The organism is Bacillus sp. FSL R7-0685, from assembly GCF_038002425.1.
In the GTDB taxonomy this organism is placed as follows: domain Bacteria; phylum Bacillota; class Bacilli; order Bacillales; family Bacillaceae; genus Bacillus; species Bacillus subtilis.
In genome coordinates, this window is sequence record NZ_JBBOCN010000001.1 from 3,379,831 (window position 1) to 3,405,783 (window position 25,953).

The following is a 25,953-nucleotide window of genomic DNA, read 5'->3' on the forward strand; positions in this document are numbered from 1 at the left end:
CTCCCCCTAATGAACGCTGGCAGCCGTCATTTCTTCTGATGTATTGATTGCAGCAAACAGCCTCGCTCTCAGGTCGGCTTCCGGCAGCTCATGAAAATCCTCGATAAAGCGCATCAGCACCGGCCAATCGCCGTCCACCGCTTTACCGATGTGAATTTTTGGAAAGATTTGTTCAGCATGGACTTCATTTTTGTTCAGCAATTCTTCATACATTTTTTCGCCCGGACGAATGCCAGTGAATTCGATTGGAACCTGCTCAGTCGTGTAGCCGGACAAATGAATGAGGTTTTTGGCAAGATCCACAATCTTTACGGGCTCTCCCATATCGAGAACGAAAATTTGACGCCCTTTCGCCAGTGCCCCAGCCTGAATCACAAGCCTTGATGCCTCGGGAATCGTCATGAAATAGCGGGTCATTGCCGGATGTGTTACTGTCACCGGGCCGCCTTTTTCAATCTGTTTTTTGAAAATTGGAATGACGCTGCCGCGGCTCCCGAGTACATTGCCGAAGCGAACAGCAACAAATTTGGTTCTGCTGACTTTCCCAAGATTCATAATAATCATCTCTGCGAATCGTTTTGTCGCCCCCATTACGTTGGCTGGGTTCACCGCTTTGTCCGATGAAATCAGCACGAATGTCTCAGTTCCCGACATATCGGCTGCTTCCGCGACATTTTTTGTTCCGATAATATTGTTTTTGACCGCCTCTTCTGGATTGTGTTCCATTAAAGGCACATGCTTATGGGCAGCTGCATGATAGACAACATGCGGCTCGTATTTTTTCATCAAGGTAAACATTTTATCGCGGTCCTGCACATCAGCGATTTCCGTATGGAACACAATGTGTTTGCCGAATCGTCCATTCAGCTCTGTATAAATCGAATGAATGCTGTTTTCCCCATGGCCGAGCAGAATAATTTCCTTAGGCTGAAACGCGCTGATCTGACGGCAGATTTCCGAGCCGATTGATCCGCCCGCTCCCGTGACGAGAACTGTTTTTCCTTTGATGCGGTTCGAAATTTCGCTAGTGTCGAGGGTTACCGGCTTTCTGCCGAGCAAGTCCTCAGCTTTTACATCTCTGATTTGTCCTGCAGTTCGTGTGCCAAGCAGCATTTCATCAAAATGAGGCATAATTTTAATGCTTACTCCGGTTCGCACACATTCTTTATATAACACCTGAAGCTCATGGGTGCGGAGTGAAGGAATGGCAATAATAATATAATTAATTTTGAGCTTTTGCACCGCAGGCATGATACTTTCTTTTCCGCCGATTACGGGCAGTCCCATAATTTCTAATTTATGCTTCGTTTGGTCGTCATCAATAAAAGCGACAGGTATGATATCAGGTTCATCTTTCGAAAGCAGCTGCCTGACCATCAGAGTCCCACCTGAGCCCGCCCCGATAATCAGCGCGCGGGACGAGGCGCAGCGTTTTTTCCTGATGCTTTCGTTTAATACTCTAGATAAAATACGGGTCCCTCCAATAGACAAAAGCTGAAGCACCCAGCACGCGGTTAACAGACGGAAGAACATCGTGTGATACACAGCATACTGAATGATACCGGTCACAGCGGCGGAAAGCGTAATGCCCTTAAGCAGGACAATCAGCTCGCCAAGTCCGGTGTATGTCCACACCTGTTTATACTGATTGAACAGGAAAGCACACACATGATAGCTGAGGAGCAAGCTGACAGCGGTAAGCAGTAATGCTCCGGAGTCATAAAATTGATAGGAATCTTTTAAAAATTGATATCCTGCAATAACTGAATTTAAAACGAGGTAAGTATCCAGCGCAATAATCATTGACAGTCTTCTCCGGTAACTCAACCTTTTCCCCCCTAATTCTTTTATCGGTTTAGCTGCGGCGGTTTTCGTCTCTCCAAAAAATCGGCAGCAGCTAAACCGACAATACGTCCTATGTATATATGAGATAAGTGGGCATTTAACCCATCCTCACGCCCCGCCAGCGACGACCAGCATCTAAGGCAGCAACTTCAGCTGCCCACAGCAGAGCCGAGTGCCTCCATTGATACAGGTCAGGAGACATCACCTTTACAAAAACTAGTAGGAATAGTGTTCCGATTTTTTCATTTTCTTTTTGTTTAAAAGAGCGCCTAACAGCTTCGCATTGGATTGTTCCAGTGCATCTTTTGCTTTCAGAACGGTATCGGTTTTTGTTTTTCCGCTTAAAACGACGAGCACGCTGCCGTCTGTCTGATTTGCTAGAATCTGAGCATCTGCAACAGCCAAAAGAGGAGGGGAATCAAAGATGACGAGGCTGAATTGTTCATAGATCTCAGATATTAAATCTCCCATTGCTTTTGAAGACAGCAGTTCTGCCGGATTTGGCGGGGTCGGCCCGCTTGTCAGTACATATAAGTTATCGATCGGCGTCTTTTGCACCGTCTCACTGAGTGAAGCATTGCCGACCAGCACATTTGTCAGCCCGGTTACATTATCAACCTGAAACGTTTGATTGATGGTCGGCTTTCTTAAATCGGCATCCACCAGCAGTACTTTCTTTTCCTGCTGCTGCGCAAAGACAGCCGCAAGATTCGCTGCACTGAACGATTTACCTTCACCAGGCACAGAGGAGGTGACGAGGATAGATCGCAAGTTGGTCTGGACAGATGAGAACTCAATGTTTGTCCGAATGGTGCGATATTGTTCCGCAACAACTGATTTATTGTGTAAAACAGATATTTGAGCCAAACCTCGCCTTGCTTTCTTTTTTCTAAAGATCACTCGCTTCACTCCCCGAAATGTTTTATCCCGCGATTCCGCCCTTTGTGGACATCAGGAACGGAGCCTAAGCATGGCAATCCGGTTCTCTCGCTGAGCTGCCGTGCGCTTTTGCAAGTATCATCGAGAAAATGCAGAAAAAATGCCAGTGTAATGCCGCCCATGACAGCAGCGCCAAAAGCCATGACCATATTTCGCAGCCTGGCTGGCTTGATCATCGGGCTTTCAGAAGCCTTCGCCTCTGATAATATATGTACGCCTTGTACATTCATTCTTTCATCTACTTCTTTTTCAAACTTGTTCACTAACGTGTTCGCAATCTCAGCTGCTTTCGCCGGATCGTGATCCTGAACGGCAACGTTGATTATTTCTGATTCATTTTCACTGCTGGTAACCACTTTTCCTTTCAGCGAGGAAGCCGATTCAGATAGGTGCAATTCCGCCTTAACTTCTTCCATCAAGGCAGTGCTTTTCATAATCGATTGGAACGTGCTGCTATACTGAAGATTTCGCTGGATGTCACTGAGATTCGAGTTTTCTTCACCGTCTGATTCATGAACCAGCACCTGTGTCGACGCCTGGTAGGTCGGTGAAATGACCTTAAATTGCACAAAACCCATAATAAGGGTGACGCCGATTGTGATGAGCAGAATCAGCACGAATCTGTGTCTGACAATCGCATATAATTCTTTGAAACTCATATTCTCATTCATGTATTCATAGCCTTCAGCCTTCCCGCGGCTGGCTTCCCGCGCCCCTTTCTGTTAATGATTGGATTATAAAAGAAAACGTTATTATTTAAAAATTGCAAAATAAGCCAATAAGTTCTCTTTAGAGAACAAAATCATGATTTTCCTCTAATTTACTGCACTTCCCTTATTATTTTAAATTTTATAAAGAACGAAAAATTCCTTATAATGAACAAAATAACGACAGGAATAGAGGAGAATTTCATATTATGATTGGAAGAATTATCCGTTTGTACCGTAAAAGAAAAGGCTATTCTATTAATCAGCTGGCTGTTGAGTCAGGCGTATCCAAATCCTATTTAAGCAAGATTGAAAGAGGCGTTCACACGAATCCGTCCGTTCAATTTTTAAAAAAAGTTTCTGCCACACTGGAAGTTGAATTAACAGAATTATTTGACGCAGAAACAATGATGTATGAAAAAATCAGCGGCGGTGAAGAAGAATGGCGCGTACATTTAGTGCAAGCCGTACAAGCCGGGATGGAAAAGGAAGAATTGTTCACTTTTACGAACAGACTCAAGAAAGAACAGCCTGAAACTGCCTCTTACCGCAACCGCAAACTGACGGAATCCAATATAGAAGAATGGAAAGCGCTGATGGCGGAGGCAAGAGAAATCGGCTTGTCTGTCCATGAAGTCAAATCCTTTTTAAAAACAATGGGAAGATGATGATCGGTTAAAGGGCTAACGTTCGCATCTATAGGGGAAATCTGTTTATAATGGGGGAAAAAGGGAGAGAACACAATGACTCATCAAATAGTAACGACTCAATACGGCAAAGTAAAAGGCACAACGGAAAACGGCGTACATAAGTGGAAAGGCATCCCCTATGCCAAGCCGCCTGTCGGACAATGGCGTTTTAAAGCACCTGAGCCGCCTGAAGTGTGGGAAGATGTGCTTGATGCCACAGCGTACGGCTCTATTTGCCCGCAGCCGTCTGATTTGCTGTCACTTTCGTATACTGAGCTGCCCCGCCAGTCCGAGGATTGCTTGTATGTCAATGTATTTGCGCCTGACACTCCAAGCCAAAATCTTCCTGTCATGGTGTGGATTCACGGAGGCGCTTTTTATCTAGGAGCGGGCAGTGAGCCATTGTATGACGGATCAAAACTTGCGGCACAGGGAGAAGTCATTGTCGTTACATTGAACTATCGGCTGGGGCCGTTTGGCTTTTTGCACTTGTCTTCATTTAATGAGGCGTATTCTGATAACCTTGGGCTTTTAGACCAAGCCGCCGCGCTGAAATGGGTGCGAGAGAATATTTCAGCGTTTGGCGGTGATCCCGATAACGTAACAGTATTTGGAGAATCCGCCGGCGGGATGAGCATTGCCGCGCTGCTTGCTATGCCTGCGGCAAAAGGCCTGTTCCAGAAAGCAATCATGGAAAGCGGCGCTTCTCGAACGATGACGAAAGAACAAGCGGCGAGCACCTCGGCAGCCTTTTTACAGGTCCTTGGGATTAACGAGGGCCAACTGGATAAATTGCATACGGTTTCTGCGGAAGATTTGCTAAAAGCGGCTGATCAGCTTCGGATTGCAGAAAAAGAAAATATCTTTCAGCTGTTCTTCCAGCCCGCCCTTGATCCGAAAACGCTGCCTGAAGAACCAGAAAAAGCGATCGCAGAAGGGGCTGCTTCCGGTATTCCGCTATTAATTGGAACAACCCGTGATGAAGGATATTTATTTTTCACCCCGGATTCAGACGTTCATTCTCAGGAAACGCTTGATGCAGCGCTCGAGTATTTACTAGGGAAGCCGCTGGCAGAGAAAGTTGCCGATTTGTATCCGCGTTCTCTGGAAAGCCAAATTCATATGATGACTGATTTATTATTTTGGCGCCCTGCCGTCGCCTATGCATCCGCACAGTCTCATTACGCCCCTGTCTGGATGTACAGGTTCGATTGGCACCCGAAGAAGCCGCCGTACAATAAAGCGTTTCACGCATTAGAGCTTCCTTTTGTCTTTGGAAATCTGGACGGATTGGAACGAATGGCAAAAGCGGAGATTACGGATGAGGTGAAACAGCTTTCTCACACGATACAATCAGCGTGGATCACGTTCGCTAAAACAGGAAACCCAAGCACCGAAGCTGTGAATTGGCCGGCGTATCATGAAGAAACGAGAGAGACGCTGATTTTAGACTCAGAGATTACGATCGAAAACGATCCCGAATCTGAAAAAAGGCAGAAGCTATTCCCTTCAAAAGGAGAATAAATATGGGGAAAACAGGATACATTGGTGCTGCCATTGTTGTGGCAGCTTGTATCATTATTTTGTCGGCCGTGGTATGTTTACGGGACACAGTCTATTACCAGCCTATGCGCTGGACTGGCATCATACTGTTTTTCGCGGGAATTGTGATGGTTCCCGCATACTCAGCAAAAAGAAAACCCGGAAAAGAGAAGTAATTCTCTTTTCCGGGTTTTTATGTTTATTATAATCTTCCCGCGCGAATATCGTCTGTCATTCCCTCATAAGGAGCCTTCGAAATCACTTCTTCGTTGTCGACTCCTTCATTTTTCAGAAATGTAATTTCCGCAAATTCAGGTACAACGTATTTTGGATACGTTTCATATTTTTCGCGTGATTCTTCCATCAAATCAATGTGGTCATTTTGGTAGCAAACCGTAATTTCAGGATGTTCATGCACCCATTTCGGGAAGAAAATAATGCCGTGCATGCGTTTTTCATTTGGCATAAAGTTTAATGAAACATCCGTGCCAGTCGGCTCTGTCCAAGACACTTTATATACGCCTTCTGTCAGTTTGACAATATTCACTTCCTGATCCCGAACCCAGCGTCCGGCAACCATTCCGCTATGAATTCTATAATCAATTGTATGGTCATTTTTAATATAAATCTCGTATTCCCAGCCGTTTTCATACGTATAAATCATGTGGCTTCCGATAAAGTTTTCCATTTTTCACACTCTCCTTAGTCTTTTACTGCACTTCATAAATGTCTAGTCGAACGTAATCAGGGGTTCTTTCTGCGGAACCGATAAACAAGCGGTCATGGAGCCATTGATAGACTTTACTGCCTGTTTCAAACGTCGGTACCGTACGAAAATAAACATGCTCCGGATCAATGATTTCCCCGGCTGCCGCTTGTTTTCGAAACGGCTCGCTGACTTGCCGTATTCCATTGTTTTCAATGTAAATCAGTTCATGATCTGCTGTTTCGATCACATACCTGGCAGATAAATCGGTTCTGCCGTCAGCGCGAATCATTTGCGAATCGGCACCGCCCGGCAAAATACGTCCCTTTACTTCCCCGGTTATTGTTCCCGAACGAATCGGAATGAATCGTCTCAGTCCCAGGCTTGTCTCACCAATCGTGATAGGCGGATCAACCTTGATTTCTAAAGAGGCGAATGGTTTTAAAACCGGCTTCTTCACGAGAACCACCTCACCTTCAGAAAAAATCATGTAACTATTTACATGTTTACTTTAACATCATTGCAGTTAACTGTCAAACAATAGGAACATAAAAAAACAAGGACTGTTTGAAGACAGTCCTTGTCTGAAGCTAGCTTTGATAAGCAAGATATGTGCTGACAGTGCTTTTGGCAAGACAGGCAGAGGAATCTATAATCGGAATCTCACTTTGAGTATGATCTAACACCGCATTTAAATCCGTGCAGGCTGAAATGATGATGTCTGCATGCTGACTGATTTCTTCATATAGCGTCTGCCACAATGCTTTTGAATGCTGCATATGATTTGGCTGTTTGATTGCGGCGATAAGCTGGTTCACAGCCTGCTGCCAATGGTCCTTGTGAACAACTTCTTGTCCATTTGCCTTCAGAACTTTTTGGTAGATGGCGGATTGGATGGTTGGCTCTGTTCCTAAAACCACCGCTTTTTTTGCAGGATGCGGAATCTCTTTTATCGTTTCCTCAACGATATGCAACATAGGAACCGACAATGCCTGCTGAATCTCTTCATAGTAGACATGCGCCGTATTACAAGGCAGCGCAATGAAATCCACGCCTGTTTTCTCGAGCTTTACCGCTCCGTCGATAATCGCTTTTTTCATCTCGTCATGGTCAATTGGACGATCTGCATAGAAGGGCGTCGGGCATGAATAGATCATCATGTGCGGGTAGTCAATATCGTTTGAAGCCCCATACAGCTTCTGACAGTAATCAATCACCTTATCAATAAACGGCGAGGTCGATTTCGGCCCCATTCCGGCTAATATTCCGATCATCAAATTCATTCCTTTCTAATTCGTACGGACAGCTTCTTCTTCTGAGCCATCCTCATAGAGGATAAAGCTTTTCGCAGCATCCCCGCCTAACATAAACTCGACTTCAACAGACAATGCTCGCAGAAAGAAACGGGTTTCCGAGGAAGGAAATAACTCCAGTCTCAGCTGTCCGGTGATCTCCAAATAAAGCCGTTCATTCTCGGCTGTCACCTGTGCAGCCGTTCCATCCTGCAACAGGTAGCTGCCAACATAGCGGCTGTATATCGCCGTATCAATTGCTTTTTTCTTTTTATCAGCAGGACGTTCCGGGACCTCATATGGCTGGCCAAATAGAATATGTTCCGCCGCCTTCAGAATCGCTTGTTCATATTCAGTATCCTCTTCCTTATTACTCAAATAGATCAGCGTTTTACGATGATCGATATATCGGATCATCAACGTCGAATAGCCGGGCCATCCTCCGCTGTGGCTGACAATCCGCCCTTTTTCAGGACTATTTTGCAGTACCCAGCCAAAGCCATAATCAATTGTTTCTCCATTGTTGAGGCGCACTGGAGAAAACGCAGATTCCTTAGAAGCCTTGCTGATGAAATCGTCCTGATATAAAGCCTGATCAAATCGAAACAAATCGCTTGTGACAGAGTTCACCGTCCCATCCCCCTGTATGCCATCGAGATACACAACATAGTTCGTTTCCTCCAGCTCATCAGGGAGGACGTATGTTTCGGAATGTACATCATACACATATCCATATGCATAATGATCAATTCGCTCAGGCGAAAGCCTCCTGTTATACACTCTTGTTTCATTCATGCCTGCCGGTAAAAAAATACTTGTTTTCATAAAATCCGCATAGCTCATGCCAGATGCTTTTTCAATGATAACCGCCAGCAGCACATACCCCGTATTGCTGTACATCCAGCCTTCATTCGGTTCAAAATAACCAGATAGCCCCTCATTCATCAGCATATCGACAATATCCTGATTCACCGCAATCTTGTGTGAATCCCAATTGGCAAAAAACCATCCCATATAATCAGGAAGCCCTGACGTATGGTTCAATAAATGCCGAATCGTTACGCCCTGATACGGAAAACCGGGCAGCCAGCGATCCACTTTATCCTCATAGCCAAGAATCCCCTTCTCCTCCAGCAAGATGATTCCCAATGCTGTAAAAGGCTTTGACAAAGACGCTAACTCAAACAAAGAGTTGGTTTTCAACGGGCGTTTTTCCGTCATTTCCGCATAGCCAAAAGAGTGGTGATATAAAATATCGCCACCCTCCGCAGCCAGAACCGTCCCGTTAAACTGATGTTTTTCGCCTAATGTCTCAAATAACGTCTGAAGATGCTTTCTTTTATTCTGCTTCATTCCTCCACCTCCCATATCTCTGTACGTTACTAACCTACTAACGTTTCAAATATTTTGAAAAACCCTTCAGTTAGAGATCCTTTTTAACCCATCACGTATACCTGCCGTTCACTATTATTTAGTGAAATGAGATATTATGATATTTTCTGAATTGTGATTAAAAAGGCAACTTTATGCCCATGCAACAGAAACTATAAAAAATACAGAGAATGAAAAGAAACAGATAGATTTTTTAGTTCTTTAGGCCCGTAGTCTGCAAATCCTTTTATGATTTTCTATCAAACAAAAGAGGAAAATAGACCAGTTGCAATCCAAACGAGAGTCTAATAGAATGAGGTCGAAAAGTAAATCGCGCGGGTTTGTTACTGATAAAGCAGGCAAGACCTAAAATGTGTAAAGGGCAAAGTGTATACTTTGGCGTCACCCCTTACATATTTTAGGTCTTTTTTTATTGTGCGTAACTAACTTGCCATCTTCAAACAGGAGGGCTGGAAGAAGCAGACCGCTAACACAGTACATAAAAAAGGAGACATGAACGATGAACATCAAAAAGTTTGCAAAACAAGCAACAGTATTAACCTTTACTACCGCACTGCTGGCAGGAGGCGCAACTCAAGCGTTTGCGAAAGAAACGAACCAAAAGCCATATAAGGAAACATACGGCATTTCCCATATTACACGCCATGATATGCTGCAAATCCCTGAACAGCAAAAAAATGAAAAATATCAAGTGCCTGAATTCGATTCGTCCACAATTAAAAATATCTCTTCTGCAAAAGGCCTGGACGTTTGGGACAGCTGGCCATTACAAAACGCTGACGGCACTGTCGCAAACTATCACGGCTACCACATCGTCTTTGCATTAGCCGGAGATCCTAAAAATGCGGATGACACATCGATTTACATGTTCTATCAAAAAGTCGGCGAAACTTCTATTGACAGCTGGAAAAACGCTGGCCGCGTCTTTAAAGACAGCGACAAATTCGATGCAAATGATTCTATCCTAAAAGACCAAACGCAAGAATGGTCAGGTTCAGCCACATTTACATCTGACGGAAAAATCCGTTTATTCTACACTGATTTCTCCGGTAAACATTACGGCAAACAAACACTGACAACTGCACAGGTTAACGTATCAGCATCAGACAGCTCTCTGAACATCAACGGTGTAGAGGATTATAAATCAATCTTTGACGGTGACGGCAAAACGTATCAAAATGTACAGCAGTTCATCGATGAAGGCAACTACAGCTCAGGCGACAACCATACGCTGAGAGATCCTCACTACGTAGAAGATAAAGGCCACAAATACTTAGTATTTGAAGCAAACACTGGAACTGAAGATGGCTACCAAGGCGAAGAATCTTTATTTAACAAAGCATACTATGGCAAAAGCACATCATTCTTCCGTCAAGAAAGTCAAAAGCTTCTGCAAAGTGATAAAAAACGCACTGCTGAATTAGCTAACGGCGCTCTCGGTATGATTGAGCTAAACGATGATTACACACTGAAAAAAGTGATGAAACCGCTGATTGCATCTAACACAGTAACAGATGAAATTGAACGCGCGAACGTCTTTAAAATGAACGGCAAATGGTACCTGTTCACTGACTCCCGCGGGTCAAAAATGACGATTGACGGCATCACGTCTAACGATATTTACATGCTTGGCTATGTTTCTAATTCTTTAACTGGCCCATACAAGCCGCTGAACAAAACTGGCCTTGTGTTAAAAATGGATCTTGATCCTAACGATGTAACCTTTACTTACTCACACTTCGCTGTACCTCAAGCGAAAGGAAACAATGTCGTGATTACAAGCTATATGACAAACAGAGGATTCTACGCAGACAAACAATCAACGTTTGCGCCAAGCTTCCTGCTGAACATCAAAGGCAAGAAAACATCTGTTGTCAAAGACAGCATCCTTGAACAAGGACAATTAACAGTTAACAAATAAAAACGCAAAAGAAAATGCCGATATCCTATTGGCATTTTCTTTTATTTCTTATCAACATAAAGGTGAATCCCATATGAACTATATAAAAGCAGGCAAATGGCTAACCGTATTCCTAACCTTTTTAGGAATATTGCTGTTTATCGACTTATTTCCAAAAGAAGGACATGACCAAAAAACAAAATCAAAACAGAAGCCGGACTACCGGGCGGCATATCATTTTACGACGCCGGATAAATGGAAAAATGACCCTCAAAAACCGATCTATTTTGATGGCAAGTATCATTATTTCTATCTATATAACCGGGATTACCCAAAAGGCAACGGCACAGAATGGCGCCATGCCGTCTCAGAGGATTTGGTGCACTGGACAGATGAAGGCGTGGCGATTCCGAAATATACAAACCCGGACGGTGATATTTGGACCGGTTCCGTCGTGGTGGATAAAGAGAACACAGCCGGCTTCGGGAAAAATGCGCTTGTCGCGATTGTGACACAGCCCTCAGCCAAAGACAAAAAACAGGAACAATATTTGTGGTACAGCACAGATAAGGGAAAATCATTCAAATTCTACAGTGGCAACCCCGTTATGCCTAATCCGGGCACAGACGATTTCAGAGATCCGAAAGTCATATGGGATGACCAGGATAACAAATGGGTCATGGTCATGGCTGAAGGATCAAAAATCGGCTTTTATGAATCCGATAATCTTAAGGACTGGCATTACACAAGCGGATTCTTCCCAGAACAGGCGGGAATGGTGGAATGTCCCGACCTCTACATGATGCGGGCAAGCGACGGAACGAATAAGTGGGTTCTCGGTGCCAGCGCGAATGGCAAACCGTGGGGCAAACCAAATACGTACGCCTACTGGACCGGAAGCTTCGACGGAAAAGAATTCAAAGCGGATCAGACTGAAGCCCAATGGCTTGACTATGGCTTCGACTGGTATGGCGGTGTGACGTTCGAAGACAGCAAAAGCACAGATCCATTAGAAAAGCGGTACGCGCTTGCCTGGATGAACAATTGGGATTATGCCAACAACACCCCGACAATGAAGAACGGCTTTAACGGCACAGATTCTGTCATACGCGAAATCCGGCTGAAGGAGCAGGATGGAACATACAGCCTCGTCTCACAGCCGATTGAAGCTTTGGAGCAGCTGACTGTTTCAACTGACGAAATAGAGGATCAGGATGTGAACGGATCAAAAACATTGTCGATAACAGGTGATACGTACCAGCTTGATACGGATCTTTCTTGGTCAGAGCTAAAGAATGCAGGCGTCAGGCTCAGAGAATCAGAAGACCAAAAACGCCATATTGATGTCGGTATTTTCGCTGAAGGCGGCTATGCTTATGTCAATAGAGCAGCCACAAATCAGCCTGACAAAAGCAATACCTATGTCGAAAGCAAAGCTCCTTATGATGTAAGCAAACGTAAAGTGCATTTGAAAATACTTGTCGATAAAACAACGATAGAAGTATTTGTTGGCGACGGGAAAACCGTTTTTTCAAATGAAGTCTTCCCAAAGCCTGAAGATAAAGGAATTACCCTTTATTCTGACAGCGGCACAGCCTCCTTCAAAAATATAACAGTGAAACACTTTGATTCGATTCATGAATAAAAACAGGGGCGGCGCAGGCTGCCCCTGTTTTTTTATTAGGAGCGGTATTCTCTGTTACATATTGGGCATTGTAAGGAATATAAGGCTGGTTTCAAAGGAGGAAGCGAATGTCTAAACAAGGAAATTTTCAAAAATCAATGTCGCTGTTTGATCTGATTTTGATTGGGATGGGAGCCATCTTTGGATCAGCGTGGCTATTCGCTGTCAGTAATGTCGCTTCAAAAGCAGGACCCTCCGGCGCTTTTTCCTGGATCCTCGGAGGAGCCATTATTTTGTTAATCGGGCTCGTATATGCGGAGCTCGGAGCCGCTCTGCCCCGTACCGGAGGCATCATTCGATACCCCGTTTATTCACATGGCCACCTTGTCGGCTACTTAATTTCGTTTGTCACGATTGTCGCTTATACAAGCTTGATTTCAATTGAAGTGACAGCTGTGCGCCAGTATGTGGCCTATTGGTTTCCCGGCCTGACCATTAAAGGGTCTGATTCGCCGACCATTTCCGGCTGGATCTTGCAGTTTGCCCTATTATGCTTGTTTTTCCTGCTGAATTATTGGAGCGTCAAAACCTTCGCTAAGGCGAATTTCATCATATCGATTTTTAAATATATTGTGCCGATTACCATCATTATTGTGCTGATCTTTCATTTTCAGCCGGAGAATTTATCTGTTGAAGGATTTGCACCGTTTGGATTTACAGGTATTCAGGCTGCCATCTCGACAGGCGGCGTGATGTTTGCGTATCTCGGCCTGCATCCGATTGTATCTGTAGCAGGTGAAGTCCAAAATCCAAAACGCAATATCCCGATCGCTTTAATCATTTGCATCATCGTTTCAACCATCATTTATACTGTTTTGCAGGTCACCTTTATTGGTGCAATCCCGACAGAAACACTGAAACATGGCTGGCCGGCAATTGGACGGGAGTTCTCATTGCCGTTTAAGGATATTGCGGTCATGCTCGGGTTAGGCTGGCTTGCAACGCTTGTCATTTTAGACGCCATTCTGTCTCCCGGAGGAAACGGGAATATCTTTATGAATACGACATCCCGCCTTGTTTACGCCTGGGCGCGTAACGGCACATTATTTGGCATATTCTCAAAGGTCAATAAAGATACGGGGACACCCCGCGCTTCGCTTTGGCTTTCGTTTGCCCTGTCCATTTTCTGGACACTTCCCTTTCCTTCGTGGAACGCGCTCGTCAATGTCTGTTCAGTCGCGCTCATTCTTTCATATGCGATTGCACCCATTTCTTCAGCTGCGCTGAGGGTCAACGCGAAGGACTTAAACAGGCCGTTTTATTTAAAGGGAATGAGCATTATCGGGCCGCTTTCCTTTATATTTACAGCGTTTATCGTGTACTGGTCAGGATGGAAAACAGTCTCCTGGCTGCTTGGTTCACAGCTCGTGATGTTTTTGATCTATCTCTGTTTCAGCAAATATACGCCTAAAGAAGATGTCAGCCTCGCTCAGCAGCTGAAATCAGCCTGGTGGCTTATCGGGTTTTATATTATGATGCTGATCTTTTCCTACATCGGTTCTTTCGGACATGGTTTAGGGATTATCAGCAATCCCGTCGACCTCATTTTAGTCGCGATCGGCTCACTTGCGATTTATTACTGGGCAAAGTATACCGGTCTCCCAAAAGCCGCCATTGATTACGATAAATAAAGAAGCAAGAGGTTTTCTTGCTTCTTTATTCTTTACAAACAAACATACACGCGATAAAATGAATGAGAGTCAGTCATTACTGGAGGTGTTCCTCATGCCAAAACAAACATCGGGCAAATATGAAAAAATTTTGCAGGCTGCCATAGAAGTCATTTCTGAAAAAGGCCTCGACAAGGCTTCTATTTCTGATATTGTCAAAAAGGCCGGCACTGCCCAAGGAACATTCTATTTGTATTTTTCATCTAAAAATGCCCTCATACCGGCCATTGCAGAAAATCTTCTCACCCATACACTTGATCAAATCAAAGGTAGGCTGCATGGGGACGAAGATTTTTGGACCGTTTTAGATATATTAATTGATGAGACATTTCTCATTACAGAACGCCATAAGGATATTATTGTCCTCTGTTATTCCGGGCTTGCGATCGACCACTCCATGGAAAAATGGGAGACGATCTATCAGCCTTATTATTCCTGGCTTGAACAAATCATCAACAAGGCCATTGCAAACCATGAGGTAACGGAAGGAATCAATTCAAAATGGACGGCCAGAACGATTATCAACTTGGTCGAGAATACTGCGGAACGATTCTATATCGGATTTGAACAAGATGAAAATGTTGAAGTGTATAAAAAGGAAATTTTCACTTTCTTAAAACGGAGCTTAGGTACTGCTTAAAAAATGACTGGGTAACACCGCTCATTTTTTAATGCCCTAAAAATGACTGACGTTCATTCATAAAATAGAGAGGTGTTTCATTTGAATTGGGTTCTTGTTTTTATTGCAGGGCTTTTAGAGGTTGTTTGGGCCTCTTCCCTCAAACATGCCGATTCGCTTTTGGATTGGATCATCATTTTTATCTTAATCGCGGTCAGCTTTATCCTGTTGATCCGCTCTTATCAAAAAATCCCGATGGCCGCCGCGTACACTGTGTTTGTGGGAATCGGAACCGTCGGAACATATCTGACTGGAATTGTTCTGGGCGAATCCTTCTCAGCAGCCCAAATGTTCTTTTTAGCTTTATTGCTGGCTGGCATTTTAGGAATGAAATTATTTACGAAAGAAAGCAAATCTCAGCCGGGAGGTGAAAAATAATGGCATGGTTTTTATTAGTGATTGCCGGCATAGAAGAAATTATAGCTGCCATTGCCATGAAATATATAGACGGAACAAGAAAAAAATGGCCGATCATTGTGATGACTGTTGGATTCGGCTTATCCTTTTACTGCCTGTCCCAAGCGATGATCGTCCTGCCTGCCGGAGTCGCATATGCCGTTTGGACTGGCATTGGAAGCATTGGTGTTTCGGCGGTCGGGCTCATCTGGTTTAAGGAGCGGTTTCAGCTTTCACAGGTGATTTCACTTTGCCTTATCCTAGCCGGCGTCATCGGCCTGCGTCTTACGTCATCTTCATAAAATCAAGGCATATACAGCTGTATATGCCTTTGCCATTAAGCTTCGTGATGTTTTTGAAGATGAAGCGGCGGCGGGATGAGCCAGCCTTTGTTTTTTAGCAACCTTAAGTATTTTGCGCCGGTTGCCGCTTTCGACATATGAAATTGCCCAAACATCATGGCAATATCCTCACGAATCGATTGCCCCATCATTTTGCTGCATGTCACAAGACCTGCAGCATTTTCTGCTGCCGCGGAAGCCGCCACATCCGGATCGAGAAACCGTGCACCAGGCGGAATATCGTTAAGATCTGCTGTCGGCGGTTCAGGAGAAGCCGGCGGCAGCGCCACCCCGTTTTCTTTCAGGATCGTGCTGACCTGTTTGATTTCATCTTGGCATTTCTCAATAGACTCACGAAGCAGCTTCTTCAGGTCGTCATCACCGACATGATTCAATAGCATTTGGTAATTGCCGACCATTTTATTGCCCGCCATCACATAACTCCACAAGCCGAATACCTCACCGTAATGCATCGGTTCATCCTGCGGATTTCCGCTTAAAATACCCATGCTCATTCTCCTCCCATATTCAATATTGCACATTTCATAACGTGCCCAAGCGGAGGAACATTTATGTTTCAGCGGAAAAGATTTATGAAATGAAACAAAACAAAAAAGACAAGAGTGGCAAGTTGCCAAACCATTGTCTTTCCTGTTGTTTGATTGGACGCACTGAAGGGATTCGCACCCCGACAGACAAGATACCGGAAACCATTCAAGTGCTTTTTAGTATGAGTCATTGATTCTGTCTTTAATAAACTTTAACGAGATGGCGGGATGCTTTGCGGAAAACGAAATACATTTTCGGGGTCATATTTCGCCTTTATTTCTCGAAGCCGCGCAAAGTTTGCGCCATAATATTCTTTTCCGAAGTTTTCAATGTTTTGATCTGGAACATTAACATATGAACCTGCTACATATGGTTGCATCAGCTGACGCACTCTTTCAACTGATGCAAGATTTGAATCTTCTTGTGATTTATTTTTCCAACTAGCCGTCCATTCCGTATAAAATAATGGATGGCGCCAAAAAAAGGCAGTTTCGTCTTTAGGGACTCTGCTTATAGCACCACCCCAATTGATAAAAAAGAAATTGGCTTCTGTTCCAGTAGCATCTTCCAAAAATTTTCTCATGATTGAAATGGGTTCGTCAGACCAAAAATCATGACCCCATGCCGAGGAGAATTTAACACTCTGATCATTTCTGCCAGGGATGGGTTCGTCAGGGTCTAAGAAATCTATAGCATCTGGATAGTATAATGTTTTGATATCTGCTTCTGTTGGAGTTCCCGCATGTAATAAAGGTTTTAATAATCGAATCAATTCAGTTTTCGAACCGAGGAAAATTCCTTCTGCATGACACAAACCATTTATTTTGCTGTAAATTTCAAGGTAGCATCCTAATCGTTCATCTACAAACGGAGCCCATTTCTGCCAAGCTTTAAATACCGTTTCTAATTGTTCCCACGGCCAGATAATATTGAAGACGGTTGCAGTTTTAGGGGCACGATGAACTTTGAATGTATATTGGGTATTATATCCAAAGTTACCTCCTCCTCCGCCTCTAGAAGCCCATAGCAAATCCTCATTGTGAGATTGATCTGCGTGAATAATCCTTCCTTTTGCATCTACCGTTTTCAGCGCGAGAAGGTTATCACTTATAAGGCCAATCGATCGTGAGAGTACACCAAATCCGCCGCCCATCGTAATTCCCCCGATTCCAACTGTTGGGCTATCTCCAAACGGAGCCATAAAACCGTCTCGAGCTAATCCCTTTACAAGCGGGCCAACGGGAATACCAGTTTGAACGGTTGCAATAGCGTTTTCTTCATCTAACAAAACTTTATTCATGTCACTCACATCAATAACAATTCCTCCACTTACTACTGAAAGGTTCTTATCTAAAGCATGGCGACCGCTTCTGACACGTAAGGGCACTTTATTCTCACGAGCCCATTTAATGGCATTACTTACATCGTATGAATTTTGCGCAAAAACAAAGACAAGAGGATAGACATCCACATAAGGGTTCCAATTCTTAATAGCCTCTGTATAGCCGGGGTCTCCTTTGAAGATTACACGCCCTGTCAACTGTGTTGATCCCATATATTATTTCACTCCCAAAGAAATTCGATTCAGATACTAAAATATGCAGGAGCTGGATAATCGCATAGACAAATGATCTACGAACTATAAATATAATACGCTAAGGCCTTTTTCGTCGGTAAGGTCTGCTGAGAAACATTTTTCAAACAATTTTGAGCAAACTTCCTGTCCAAACCTCCAACAAGCGTTTTTTCTTATCGTTTTTAGGAGCAGTGTCCAGTTTTTTTCGGAGTGAATATTCGTTTAGGCCAAAAGAAAAGAGCGATGAAGAAGTGTTTAGTACCAGAGGTATACATCCATACAACAGACTCTAGATCATCATATACTGAATGTATGTAGAAAGGAGACATCAGCTTTGGCAAAATATCGGATTATGACCTTTGACGGCGGCGGTACCTTAGGTGCTTTAAGTTTACAACTATTAAACAGATTGGCTAGGCAAAACCCGAAGTTAATTAGTCGAACCCATGTATTTTCGGGAAATTCAATCGGTTCATTTACTGCCCTTGCATTAGCAAGCGGAAGATCTCCGAGGGAAACACTTCAGTATTTTGAGGATGAAATCCTACCCGCATTCAGCATTTCCCGGCCAGGCGGACCTGTTTTCAACCAACAATTACCCTATTCCGGTTTTATTAAAGCGGTAAGAAATTTTTTCCCAGCAGATCTTCAACTTATAGATTTAAGAAAACGAATTGTTGTCCCATCATTCAAATTATACTCTCAAAAACTGGATCGTTGGACTCCTGTCTTATTTCACAATTTTCCCGGCTCTCCCTATTTAAATGAGAAAGTAAGTGATGTCATACTGCGGAGCAGCGGTGCTCCCGCGACGCAACGGGCCTATCAAAACTATGTGGATGGGTATGTAGTAGCAACGAACCCTAGTACAGCCAGTATCGCGTTTGCAGTTGGTAAAGCCAACGTGCCATTGGATCAAATTGCGGTATTGTCCATCGGAACAGGTGAAGCCCCGACCCGGTTAAGAAGAGATACGAAGGGATGGGGAATGGTAAGTGCAGATAACATCCGCCCCGAAAATCTGAAGAACCTTCCTCCAAATTGGGGAGTTCTTTTGGACAGGTCGCCTAATGAACCTTTACTGCCATTTCTTCAGATGATTGCTGGCGGTAATGGGTACTATGAATCCATGGTCAGTGCGAATCTTCTGGGAGATCGTTTTTTCCGGTTAGATCCACGGATTCCGAACTTCTCCAAAACGGACCCTGCCGTCGTTCCCGCTGTCATTGAAATTGCGAACAAAACCAACTTACAGCCTGCGATTCAATTTATAGAGAAGAACTGGGGGAGCAAATAAATTTTTATTTTAAAACTATTCTCACTTATCCAATTTTGTCCGAGAGAAGATTCTCAAAATAAATACAGGCAATGGGTAGAACCGGATTTTTTAAAGGTTTGTTAATCACAAGCTAATAAGATGAATGAAAAAATCAATTCATACTTCTTCTTTTGAAAGTGAGGGTTCAAACTAAAGAATGTAATTGAAATGTTACTCTAAGGTATGCAATTCCCTTTTTCACACAAAAAAGACAAGAGCGGCAAATCGCCAAACCCTTGTCTTTCCTGTTGTTCTATTGGACGCGCTCGGAGGGATTCGAACCCCCGACAGACGTGGTACCGGAAACCACCGCTCTATCCAACTGAGCTACGAGCGCAGAATGACTGCGTTATGAGAACGTCAGCACAACTAATTATACGATAATTCCATTCAAATAACAACCCTCTATTTCGAGAGGCCGTTTTTTAAATAGACAAAGCATCTTAATTGGCAATCTGACATACGATGGTTTGAACCCCTGTATTTTTGGGGAAAATGGGAAAAAGAGACGACTTTGCATATCAGGCCAGCTTTTTGTTTGACCTTTATTGACCAAAAATGTATCATGTAACTACATACTTACCTAAAAGGTGAAGGAGGAGCATTATGAATTTAATACCTACAGTCATTGAACAAACGAACCGCGGGGAAAGAGCGTATGACATTTATTCTCGTCTATTAAAGGATCGTATCATCATGCTTGGATCTGCGATTGATGACAACGTTGCGAACTCCATCGTGTCACAGCTTTTATTCTTAGCAGCAGAAGACCCTGAAAAAGAAATTTCTCTTTACATCAATAGCCCGGGCGGCTCTATTACAGCCGGTATGGCGATCTATGATACCATGCAGTTTATTAAGCCGAAGGTATCTACAATTTGTATCGGTATGGCTGCGTCAATGGGCGCGTTCCTGCTTGCAGCCGGCGAAAAAGGCAAACGCTATGCGCTTCCAAACAGTGAAGTCATGATTCACCAGCCACTTGGCGGTGCGCAAGGTCAAGCGACAGAAATTGAAATTGCTGCGAAACGCATTCTCTTGCTTCGTGACAAATTAAACAAAGTCCTAGCTGAACGTACTGGCCAGCCGCTTGAAGTGATCGAACGCGACACAGACCGTGATAACTTCAAGTCTGCTGAAGAAGCGCTTGAATACGGCCTGATTGACAAAATTTTGACTCACACAGAAGACAAAAAGTAATAACACAACCTGCAAGAGCTGCGTCTCTTGCAGGTTTTTTCATTTAAACACTTTTTATTCTATACTGCTCCCATCCCTCATGTAACAGCTCAAGCGTCAAATCATTCGTCTGCCTCACAACCAGATCAGCACCAAGCATCGGCTGTTCTTGACCGACACCAACCGCAAACATCCCTGCAGATTTGATTGCGGAAATGCCTGCTTCTGCGTCTTCTATTGCCGCGCAATCAGCAGGGGAAACATCGAGCATCGCTGCAGCTGTTAAAAAGATGTCAGGATCAGGCTTCCCCTTCGCAAGAGTCGTCGGATCAACAATAGCATCAAAATCATCGATAATTGCCAAACGTCTTAAAATCTTAGGAGCATTGCGACTTGAAGATGCTAACCCGATTTTTATATTTTCGTTTTTCAATTGACATAGGAGCCTGCCAATCCCCGGTAAAAGATCTTCCGGCGTCAATTTGCTGATCAACGTTTGATAATTGTGATTTTTCCGATGCATAAGCTCTTGTTTCTCCGCATTTGTATACTTTGTTTCCGCACCGCCAAAGATCAATATGCTTTCAAGTGACTCTTCTCTGCTGATTCCTTTTAGCCTTTCATTCATGTCTCTGTCAAAAGGGATATTAATTTGTTCTGCGATGTGCTTCCAAGCGAGAAAATGATATTCAGCAGTATCTGTTATCACTCCGTCTAAATCAAAAATGACCGCTTTCATATACTAATGCCCATCACAGCTTCATAAGGTTTGAGGCTAATACTCTTTAAGTCAGCCCGCTCCTGCGGATAGTTTGAAATCAGCACTTTCCAACGCTCATGAATCAGTTCTGGAGGCGCTTCGAACAGAGCCTTTTCTTCCGATAAATTCACAACGACAAGAAGCTTTTCCCCTCGATATTCTCGAAGGTAAGAAAAGACCTGCGGATCATTCTCCTGCAACAGCTGATAATCGCCATATATCATAATCTTATATTGCTTTCGTAATTGAATGAGCTTCTGATAGTAAAAGAAAATCGAATCTTGATCTTTCAAGGACTCTTTCACATTGATATCTTGATAGCGGGAATTTACCGGTATCCACGGGTCTCCGGCTGTGAATCCCGCATGTTTTCCGGCATCCCACTGCATCGGTGTTCTCGCATGATCCCTTCCTTTTATCATCACGGCTTTGACAAACTCTTTTTCTGACATCGTTTTGTTTTCGACGACTAGTTCACGATATGCATTCTTTATTTCAAGATCATCATACATCTCCAGCGGCATATCGCTGTTGACCATGCCGATTTCTTCTCCCTGGTAAATAAACGGCGTTCCTTTCATGCCGTGTAGAACCGTTGCAAATGCCTTCGCACATTCTTTACGCAGCTTCCCATCATTGCCCCAGCGGGAAATAACCCTCGGCTGGTCATGGTTCTCAAAATACAGGGTATTCCAGCCGACATTCATTAACCCGGTCTGCCACCTTGTCATCGTCTTTTTTAAAGCAATCAAATCAAACGGCTTGATCTGCCATTTCCCATTTGGCGAGTTTTGTTCTGTATCAATATCCATATGTTCAAATGTAAAGATCATATTCAGCTCTTGCCTGCTTGCATCTGTGTACTTTTTCGCCTCTTCAATATCAGAGCCGTTTGCCTCTCCGACTGTCATGCAGTCGTAATGAGAAAGCACTTCCCTGTTCATCTCTTGAATAAACTCATGAAGACGTGGGCCGTTAGAGTGATAACGGCCGACAATATAGCTGCGGCTGTGATCCGTTTCGTAGTCCGGAAAATCGGTGTATTTAGAAATAGAGCCGATCACATCCATCCGCCAGCCGTCAACGCCTCTATCCATCCAGAATCTCATTACATCATAAACTTCCCGGCGAACGGCTTCGTTTTCCCAATTTAAATCAGGCTGTTTTTTCGAAAAGTAGTGCAAATAATACTGCCCTGTTCCTTCATCGTATGTCCACGCTGAGCCTGAAAAGATCGATCCCCAATTATTCGGCTCTGAGCCGTCCGATTTAGGATCTTTCCAAAAATAATAATCCCGGTGAGGATTGTCCTTCGACTTGCGGCTTTCAGCAAACCAAGCATGCTCATCCGACGTGTGGTTCACGACCAAATCCATGACGATTTTCATTCCGCGTTTATGGACTTCATCAATCAGCTGAAACATATCTTCATTTGTCCCAAACTTTTCGTACATGTTTTTGTAATCGCTGATATCATATCCGTTGTCATCCTGCGGGGAATCAAATACCGGGGAGAGCCAGATGACATCCGCCCCGAGATTTTTGATGTAATCCAGCTTTTGAATCACACCTTGCAAATCCCCGAATCCATCTCTATTGGCATCATAAAAACTGCGCGGGTAAATTTGATAAACGACAGCTTCTTTCCACCATTCACTCATTAGGCGTTCTCCTTTCACATCGTCCCTGTAGGACAACTGGTTCCTCATAAACGTTCATGTGCAGCGGCTCGCCTTTTACAAGCTCAAAAATAACGCGCTTTTCGTCAACCGTCACATTGATTAATCGATTTCGATAATTGATGTTGAATGAATATTCGTCCCATTCTTTCGGCAAAAACGGAGCAAATGACAGCGTCTCATTCGCGGTGCGCATGCCTGCAAAACCATGAACGATTGCCAGCCAGCTCCCCGTCATTGAAGTAATATGCAAGCCTTCTTCCGTATCATGATTGTAATTATCAAGATCAAGCCTTGCTGTGCGCTTATATAATTCGAGCGCTTTCTTTTCCAGCTTGAGTTCGGCTGCGAGAATCGCATGGACAGAGGGCGATAGGCTTGATTCATGAACAGTCATCGGCTCATAAAATTCAAAATTTCGCCGTTTTTCTTCCATTGTAAAACGGTCATTAAAAAGATAAATGCCTTGGAGAACATCTGCCTGCTTAATAAAATTGGAGCGGAGAATCTTGTCCCATGACCAATTCTGATAAAGAGGTCGCTCCGCTGGATCTAATTCATCTACTGCTTGCAGGTCTTTGTCCAAGAACGTGTCATGCTGAACGAAAATTTGCAGTTCTTCACTATACGGATAGTACATGTGCTGGATGATTTCTCTCCAGACTTTCAATTCTTCTTCCTGCACATCCAGAAGGCGGCGTTTCTCCGCTGAGATACTTTCGAGACTTTGTAGAGTATACTCCAACGTCCAAGCCGCAATGACATTCGTATACCAATTGTTGTTAACGTTGTTTTCGTATTCATTCGGCCCTGTGACGCCATGGATCATATACTTATTTTTTCGTTTCGAGAAGTGAACACGGTCGGCCCAAAATCTGCTGACTGCCACAAGAACGTCTATCCCGTATTCTTCCATATAGTCTCGGTCGCCTGTATAATTGATATAATTGTAGATCGCATAACAGATCGCGCCATTGCGGTGAATTTCTTCAAAGGTGATTTCCCATTCGTTGTGGCATTCATCACCGGTGAACGTCACCATCGGATAAAGTGCCCCCTTCATCCCCAATTTTGCAGCGTTTCGTTTGGCAGCCTCCAACTGATGAAAGCGATACAAAAGCAGGTTTTTCGTCACCTCCGGCTCGGCTGTCGCCAAATACATCGGAACGGCGTACGCCTCAGTATCCCAATATGCGGCACCTCCATATTTCTCGCCAGTAAATCCTTTCGGCCCGATATTCAAACGGGCATCGCCCCCGTAATATGTCGAGAATAACTGAAAGATGTTGTAGCGTATTCCTTGTTGTAGCTCCTCATCTCCTTTAATCTCAATGTCCGCTTTTGCCCATCTTTCCTTCCATCGATCAGTGTGCCTCCGTTTTGCTTTTTCATAGCCGTACACAACCACATCCGCCAAAAGCTCCTTGGCTTTCGATAAAAGCTCTTCCTCACGAAAATCACGTGAAGTCGTGACAATCACAAACTTTTTCAATGATGCCTTCGTTTGATAACTGTAGCGATTCTCGACATACATTTCAGTCGTTTTAAAGCTTTCATTGACAAAACCCTCCGTCTCGTTTGCCATTGCGGCTAAAACCGTGAAGCGCGGTGTTCCAAATGGATTTTCGATTGTTTTTGCCGCTAAATGGCCGCTGTGAGAATCAGCACCTTTCGCTTCCTCCTGCCAAAACTGTTCTTGGTAGTTAGAATCTTCATTTGCCACATTTCCATCCAGGTAAGGAACAAGCGTAATGACAGCATCTCCCGTCAGGCACTCCGCTTCATAATGAATCGCACAGAGTTCTTTTACAGCAAGGCTAAGAAACCGCTCTGACCTGATTCTGACGGATTTATCCTGAATGCTGACAACAGCGCTTCGCCGCAGAATCCCCTCTTTCATATTGAGTTCTACCTCAAATGATTCGATTGGGTTTTGATGGAGATCGATTTTTTCACCGTCAACATATAAGCCTATGCCCATAAAGTTCATCGCATTGATCACTTTTCCGAAATATTCCGGATACCCGTTTTTCCACCAGCCGACTCGCGTTTTGTCGGGGAACCACACGCCTGCAATATATGTGCCTTGGTGACTGTCACCTGAATAGCCTTCTTCAAAATTCCCTCTGACCCCCATATAGCCATTGGCAAGAGACGTCAGGCTTTCCAGCAGCCGTGTATGCTCCTTATTAAATGTATTTGTTTTGATTTTCCATTCATCAATCTCAAATAACCGCTGATTTATCATCATTTCCTCCCGAATGTAAGTTTCCATTATCACGGCGGGCTTTGGTCAAATATCTAAATGCAAAAGAGATCATCAAAGTAACGCCACACGAATGGATCATCAATACAGTAATCAAATCAAAATGAACCATGCCGATAGCAGCTGCCGCAAATACCGGCAGTGCCGAGGCGCAAATCGCCGTAGATACTGCTTCCTTGAATGACGCAATAGAGATCATGTTTGTTATTTTTGTGATCCAAAGGCCTCCGGCAAGAACAAACGTTAACAAAAACTGGATCATAGAAACCACCGTATATGCCAGCATCATGATCATCGGCTTATACTGTGCCAACCACAATGTATCGATCAAGACCTCTACATCATGGACGTTTGGCTTCTCGAGCTTAACGTCCATTTTCGCATAGCCAACAGAAAACCCCGTTTCGTTTTGATCGGTGATCACCAGTTGATCAGGTTGAAATATGACGGCGTTTTCAAATCCAGTTACTTTCAATCGCCCATTTTCACCGCTTGTCTCATATTCATGCTTCATATCGACTGCCATCACATTCTGCCCATCTTCAATCCTCTCAGAGCTCTTCCCGCCTGTTAGTTTTCCGTTCCTGATTTGAAAACCCTGTAATTGATCAGCAAATTGATCATTAACCCCTTGAATCGCTGACGGCATAAAAGATGCAACGCTGAAGCGATCCATTTTCACAAACGAAACCGCTAACGGCGCCATTAAGCAGGCCGTTAAAAACAGAAAGAGAAAAGAGAGCTGCAGCCAGCTGAAGGTATTCCCGTAGCGGCAAACACCTGATGGGGATGCAGCCGCCTTCAGGCAGCGGATGATAAAGCTTTTATTCTCCAGATTCTTCAT

Annotated in this window: 24 protein-coding genes and 1 tRNA gene; 11 read left to right on the plus strand and 14 right to left on the minus strand. The window is 43.9% G+C overall.

All coding sequences use genetic code 11. From position 1 onward, the window contains the following. Positions 1 to 6: 6 nt before the first annotated feature. The 3 genes from MKY50_RS17650 to MKY50_RS17660 all read right to left on the minus strand — a co-directional run bounded on the left by MKY50_RS17650 (position 7) and on the right by MKY50_RS17660 (position 3,455). The gene (locus MKY50_RS17650) at positions 7 to 1,827 is read right to left on the minus strand and encodes a polysaccharide biosynthesis protein (protein ID WP_171518537.1); all 1,821 of its coding nucleotides are present in this window, start codon (positions 1,825 to 1,827) and stop codon (positions 7 to 9) included. A 234-nt stretch (positions 1,828 to 2,061) separates the two neighbouring features. Then, the gene (gene epsB, locus MKY50_RS17655) at positions 2,062 to 2,745 is read right to left on the minus strand and encodes a protein tyrosine kinase EpsB (RefSeq protein WP_003228249.1); all 684 of its coding nucleotides are present in this window, start codon (positions 2,743 to 2,745) and stop codon (positions 2,062 to 2,064) included. 5 nt (positions 2,746 to 2,750) lie between these two features. Then, entirely contained in the window at positions 2,751 to 3,455 is a 705-nt protein-coding gene (locus MKY50_RS17660; RefSeq protein ID WP_003228247.1) for a YveK family protein, read from the minus strand. Positions 3,456 to 3,700: 245 nt separating this feature from the next. Between MKY50_RS17660 and slrR the strand changes: the two genes are divergently transcribed. From slrR to MKY50_RS17675, 3 genes are all read left to right on the plus strand, one after another. Continuing rightward, positions 3,701 to 4,159 carry an HTH-type transcriptional regulator SlrR gene (gene slrR, locus MKY50_RS17665; protein WP_014478046.1) on the plus strand — a complete coding sequence of 153 codons (459 nt, stop codon included), beginning with the start codon at positions 3,701 to 3,703 and terminating at the stop codon, positions 4,157 to 4,159. Positions 4,160 to 4,234: 75 nt separating this feature from the next. Further along, a complete protein-coding gene (pnbA, locus tag MKY50_RS17670; RefSeq protein ID WP_341117032.1) occupies positions 4,235 to 5,704 on the plus strand; it encodes a para-nitrobenzyl esterase in 1,470 nt (489 codons plus the stop codon). A 2-nt stretch (positions 5,705 to 5,706) separates the two neighbouring features. After that, entirely contained in the window at positions 5,707 to 5,898 is a 192-nt protein-coding gene (locus MKY50_RS17675; protein ID WP_003228241.1) for a hypothetical protein, read from the plus strand. 26 nt (positions 5,899 to 5,924) lie between these two features. Here MKY50_RS17675 and padC read toward each other — a convergent pair whose 3' ends face one another. The 4 genes from padC to MKY50_RS17695 form a co-directional block, all read right to left on the minus strand. Beyond that, positions 5,925 to 6,410: a phenolic acid decarboxylase gene (gene padC / locus MKY50_RS17680; RefSeq protein ID WP_003228238.1), complete on the minus strand. Its 486-nt coding sequence runs from the start codon at positions 6,408 to 6,410 to the stop codon at positions 5,925 to 5,927. 22 nt (positions 6,411 to 6,432) lie between these two features. After that, a complete protein-coding gene (locus tag MKY50_RS17685; RefSeq protein ID WP_341117033.1) occupies positions 6,433 to 6,888 on the minus strand; it encodes a DUF3237 domain-containing protein in 456 nt (151 codons plus the stop codon). 130 nt (positions 6,889 to 7,018) lie between these two features. Then, entirely contained in the window at positions 7,019 to 7,702 is a 684-nt protein-coding gene (racX, locus tag MKY50_RS17690) for a broad specificity amino-acid racemase RacX (protein ID WP_015251173.1), read from the minus strand. Between the two features lie 15 nt (positions 7,703 to 7,717). After that, positions 7,718 to 9,073 (minus strand): serine hydrolase, encoded by a 1,356-nt coding sequence (locus MKY50_RS17695; RefSeq protein WP_038429683.1) that lies wholly within the window; start codon positions 9,071 to 9,073, stop codon positions 7,718 to 7,720. Positions 9,074 to 9,611: 538 nt separating this feature from the next. On the opposite strand from MKY50_RS17695, the gene sacB reads away from it, so the two are divergent. The 6 genes from sacB to MKY50_RS17725 all read left to right on the plus strand — a co-directional run bounded on the left by sacB (position 9,612) and on the right by MKY50_RS17725 (position 15,743). Next, entirely contained in the window at positions 9,612 to 11,033 is a 1,422-nt protein-coding gene (sacB, locus tag MKY50_RS17700) for a levansucrase (RefSeq protein ID WP_001022105.1), read from the plus strand. A gap of 73 nt (positions 11,034 to 11,106) precedes the next feature. After that, the gene (gene levB / locus MKY50_RS17705; RefSeq protein ID WP_341117035.1) at positions 11,107 to 12,657 is read left to right on the plus strand and encodes a 2,6-beta-fructan 6-levanbiohydrolase; all 1,551 of its coding nucleotides are present in this window, start codon (positions 11,107 to 11,109) and stop codon (positions 12,655 to 12,657) included. Positions 12,658 to 12,764: 107 nt separating this feature from the next. Beyond that, complete coding sequence (gene aspP / locus MKY50_RS17710; protein ID WP_015384716.1) at positions 12,765 to 14,327, plus strand: aspartate/proton symporter AspP; 1,563 nt, start codon at positions 12,765 to 12,767, stop codon at positions 14,325 to 14,327. A 94-nt stretch (positions 14,328 to 14,421) separates the two neighbouring features. Next, a complete protein-coding gene (locus MKY50_RS17715) occupies positions 14,422 to 15,006 on the plus strand; it encodes a TetR family transcriptional regulator (RefSeq protein ID WP_003228226.1) in 585 nt (194 codons plus the stop codon). A gap of 81 nt (positions 15,007 to 15,087) precedes the next feature. Next, complete coding sequence (locus tag MKY50_RS17720; RefSeq protein WP_003242480.1) at positions 15,088 to 15,423, plus strand: SMR family transporter; 336 nt, start codon at positions 15,088 to 15,090, stop codon at positions 15,421 to 15,423. Next, on the plus strand, positions 15,423 to 15,743 hold the full coding sequence (locus MKY50_RS17725) for a QacE family quaternary ammonium compound efflux SMR transporter (protein WP_003228222.1): 321 nt from the start codon (positions 15,423 to 15,425) through the stop codon (positions 15,741 to 15,743). Before MKY50_RS17720 ends, MKY50_RS17725 begins: the two co-directional genes overlap by 1 nt. A gap of 35 nt (positions 15,744 to 15,778) precedes the next feature. Here the strand turns inward: MKY50_RS17725 and MKY50_RS17730 are convergent, their stop codons facing one another. Both MKY50_RS17730 and MKY50_RS17735 read right to left on the minus strand, forming a co-directional pair. Continuing rightward, positions 15,779 to 16,291, minus strand: a complete 513-nt coding sequence (locus tag MKY50_RS17730) for a DUF3231 family protein (protein ID WP_003243249.1) — start codon at positions 16,289 to 16,291, stop codon at positions 15,779 to 15,781. A 251-nt stretch (positions 16,292 to 16,542) separates the two neighbouring features. Continuing rightward, positions 16,543 to 17,886 (minus strand): FAD-binding oxidoreductase, encoded by a 1,344-nt coding sequence (locus tag MKY50_RS17735; protein ID WP_341117036.1) that lies wholly within the window; start codon positions 17,884 to 17,886, stop codon positions 16,543 to 16,545. Positions 17,887 to 18,241: 355 nt separating this feature from the next. On the opposite strand from MKY50_RS17735, the gene cotR reads away from it, so the two are divergent. Next, positions 18,242 to 19,204, plus strand: coding sequence for a sporulation hydrolase CotR (cotR, locus tag MKY50_RS17740; RefSeq protein ID WP_029725962.1), 963 nt, complete (start codon positions 18,242 to 18,244; stop codon positions 19,202 to 19,204). A gap of 282 nt (positions 19,205 to 19,486) precedes the next feature. On the opposite strand, the gene MKY50_RS17745 is transcribed toward cotR, so the two are convergent. Beyond that, a tRNA-Arg gene (locus MKY50_RS17745) sits at positions 19,487 to 19,562 on the minus strand. A 269-nt stretch (positions 19,563 to 19,831) separates the two neighbouring features. Here MKY50_RS17745 and clpP point away from each other — a divergent pair. After that, positions 19,832 to 20,425 (plus strand): ATP-dependent Clp endopeptidase proteolytic subunit ClpP, encoded by a 594-nt coding sequence (gene clpP, locus MKY50_RS17750; RefSeq protein ID WP_003228214.1) that lies wholly within the window; start codon positions 19,832 to 19,834, stop codon positions 20,423 to 20,425. A gap of 43 nt (positions 20,426 to 20,468) precedes the next feature. On the opposite strand, the gene pgmB is transcribed toward clpP, so the two are convergent. The 4 genes from pgmB to MKY50_RS17770 are packed head-to-tail and all read right to left on the minus strand — an operon-like array spanning position 20,469 to position 25,953. Next, positions 20,469 to 21,143, minus strand: coding sequence for a beta-phosphoglucomutase (pgmB, locus tag MKY50_RS17755; RefSeq protein WP_264099284.1), 675 nt, complete (start codon positions 21,141 to 21,143; stop codon positions 20,469 to 20,471). After that, entirely contained in the window at positions 21,140 to 22,825 is a 1,686-nt protein-coding gene (gene malL / locus MKY50_RS17760) for an oligo-1,6-glucosidase (protein ID WP_181217464.1), read from the minus strand. Before malL ends, pgmB begins: the two co-directional genes overlap by 4 nt. After that, positions 22,818 to 25,091 (minus strand): maltose phosphorylase, encoded by a 2,274-nt coding sequence (gene mdxK, locus MKY50_RS17765; protein WP_341117037.1) that lies wholly within the window; start codon positions 25,089 to 25,091, stop codon positions 22,818 to 22,820. The genes malL and mdxK overlap by 8 nt, the downstream gene beginning before the upstream one ends. Beyond that, positions 25,069 to 25,953, minus strand: coding sequence for a DUF1189 domain-containing protein (locus MKY50_RS17770; RefSeq protein WP_341117039.1), 885 nt, complete (start codon positions 25,951 to 25,953; stop codon positions 25,069 to 25,071). The genes mdxK and MKY50_RS17770 overlap by 23 nt, the downstream gene beginning before the upstream one ends.

Coding starts and splice junctions, on each gene's coding strand:
- MKY50_RS17660 (WP_003228247.1), bottom strand. CDS start 3,455: ATGAATGAGAATATGAGTTTCAAAGAATTATATGCGATTGTCAGACAC.
- slrR (WP_014478046.1), top strand. CDS start 3,701: ATGATTGGAAGAATTATCCGTTTGTACCGTAAAAGAAAAGGCTATTCT.
- pnbA (WP_341117032.1), top strand. CDS start 4,235: ATGACTCATCAAATAGTAACGACTCAATACGGCAAAGTAAAAGGCACA.
- MKY50_RS17675 (WP_003228241.1), top strand. CDS start 5,707: ATGGGGAAAACAGGATACATTGGTGCTGCCATTGTTGTGGCAGCTTGT.
- padC (WP_003228238.1), bottom strand. CDS start 6,410: ATGGAAAACTTTATCGGAAGCCACATGATTTATACGTATGAAAACGGC.
- racX (WP_015251173.1), bottom strand. CDS start 7,702: ATGATCGGAATATTAGCCGGAATGGGGCCGAAATCGACCTCGCCGTTT.
- MKY50_RS17695 (WP_038429683.1), bottom strand. CDS start 9,073: ATGAAGCAGAATAAAAGAAAGCATCTTCAGACGTTATTTGAGACATTA.
- sacB (WP_001022105.1), top strand. CDS start 9,612: ATGAACATCAAAAAGTTTGCAAAACAAGCAACAGTATTAACCTTTACT.
- levB (WP_341117035.1), top strand. CDS start 11,107: ATGAACTATATAAAAGCAGGCAAATGGCTAACCGTATTCCTAACCTTT.
- aspP (WP_015384716.1), top strand. CDS start 12,765: ATGTCTAAACAAGGAAATTTTCAAAAATCAATGTCGCTGTTTGATCTG.
- MKY50_RS17715 (WP_003228226.1), top strand. CDS start 14,422: ATGCCAAAACAAACATCGGGCAAATATGAAAAAATTTTGCAGGCTGCC.
- MKY50_RS17725 (WP_003228222.1), top strand. CDS start 15,423: ATGGCATGGTTTTTATTAGTGATTGCCGGCATAGAAGAAATTATAGCT.
- MKY50_RS17730 (WP_003243249.1), bottom strand. CDS start 16,291: ATGGGTATTTTAAGCGGAAATCCGCAGGATGAACCGATGCATTACGGT.
- MKY50_RS17735 (WP_341117036.1), bottom strand. CDS start 17,886: ATGGGATCAACACAGTTGACAGGGCGTGTAATCTTCAAAGGAGACCCC.
- clpP (WP_003228214.1), top strand. CDS start 19,832: ATGAATTTAATACCTACAGTCATTGAACAAACGAACCGCGGGGAAAGA.
- pgmB (WP_264099284.1), bottom strand. CDS start 21,143: ATGAAAGCGGTCATTTTTGATTTAGACGGAGTGATAACAGATACTGCT.
- malL (WP_181217464.1), bottom strand. CDS start 22,825: ATGAGTGAATGGTGGAAAGAAGCTGTCGTTTATCAAATTTACCCGCGC.
- mdxK (WP_341117037.1), bottom strand. CDS start 25,091: ATGATAAATCAGCGGTTATTTGAGATTGATGAATGGAAAATCAAAACA.
- MKY50_RS17770 (WP_341117039.1), bottom strand. CDS start 25,953: ATGAAGAATCTGGAGAATAAAAGCTTTATCATCCGCTGCCTGAAGGCG.